Source organism: Phenylobacterium ferrooxidans, assembly GCF_042714595.1.
In the GTDB taxonomy this organism is placed as follows: domain Bacteria; phylum Pseudomonadota; class Alphaproteobacteria; order Caulobacterales; family Caulobacteraceae; genus Phenylobacterium; species Phenylobacterium ferrooxidans.
This window is the reverse complement of sequence record NZ_JAOTJD010000094.1, coordinates 1-1,257: the sequence shown is the minus strand read 5'-3', so window position 1 is coordinate 1,257 and position 1,257 is coordinate 1. Positions and strand designations below refer to the sequence as shown.

Below are 1,257 nucleotides of genomic sequence, written 5' to 3'. Positions count from 1 at the left end.
GCCTTGGTTTCCAGGAACTCGTGGAAGCCGAAATCGCCCCACTCGCGCCCGTTGCCGCTCATCTTGTAGCCGCCGAAGGGGGCCATCATGTCGCCGCCGCCGCCGTTGATCGACACCTGGCCGGCGCGCAGTTTGCGGGCCACGCCGCGGGCCTTTTCGAGGTCCTCGGCCTGCACATAGGCGGCCAGGCCGTACTCGGTGTCGTTGCCGACCTCGATGGCCTGTTCGAGGCTGTCATAGCCGAGGATCGACAGCACGGGGCCGAAGATCTCTTCCTTGGCGATGGTCATCTCGTTGGTGACGTTGGCGAAGACGGTGGGCTTCACATAATAGCCCTTGTCGAGGCCGTCCGGACGGCCGACGCCGCCGGAGACCAGGGTCGCGCCCTCGTCGATGCCGGCCTGGATCAGCTTCTGGATCTTGTTGAACTGGATTTCCGAGACCACGGGACCCAGCTGGCTGTTGCCGTTCGGGTCGCCGACGGTGACGGTGGAGACCGCCTCGCGGGCCACGGCGATGGCTTCGTCCATGCGGCCCTTGGGGACCAGCATGCGGGTCGGCGCGTTACAGGACTGACCGGAGTTGGTCATCATGGTGGCCACGCCACGGCCCACGCCCTTGGCGAAGGCGGCGTCGTCGAGGACGATGTTGGGGCTCTTGCCACCCAGTTCCTGAGCCACGCGCTTGACGGTCGGGGCGGCGTTCTTGGCCACCTCGATGCCGGCGCGGGTGGAGCCGGTGAAGGAGACCATGTCCACTTCGGGGTGGCTGGACAACGGGACGCCGACGCCGAGGCCGTCGCCCTGAACCATGTTGAACACGCCGGCGGGAACGCCCGCGGCATGCATGATCTCAGCGAAGATCTGGCCGGAGAACGGGGCCACTTCCGAGGGCTTCAGCACCATGGTGCAGCCCGTCGCGATGGCCGGGGCCACCTTGCAGACGATCTGGTTCAGGGGCCAGTTCCAGGGGGTGATGAACCCGCAGACGCCGATCGGCTCCTTGACGATCATCGTCGGGCCGCGGTCTTCCTCGAACTTGAAGGTCTTCAGCACTTCCACGGCGGTGGCCAGGTGGCCCATGCCGATCGGAACCTGGGCGCGCTGGGCGAGGTTGGCGGGGGCGCCCATTTCCTCGGTCACGGCGGTGGCCAGGTCGCCGAAGCGCTTCTGATATTCGGCCAGGATGCGGCCCAGGACTTCCAGGCGCTCCTCGCGGGTGGTCTGGCTCCAGGCCGGGAAGGCGGCGCGGGCGGCC

At 67.5% G+C, this 1,257-nt stretch carries 1 protein-coding gene; it reads right to left on the bottom strand.

All coding sequences use genetic code 11. From position 1 onward, the window contains the following. Window positions 1–1,257: aldehyde dehydrogenase family protein (locus tag OCL97_RS22595; RefSeq protein WP_377371946.1), on the bottom strand; the 1,257-nt coding region annotated here is incomplete at both ends.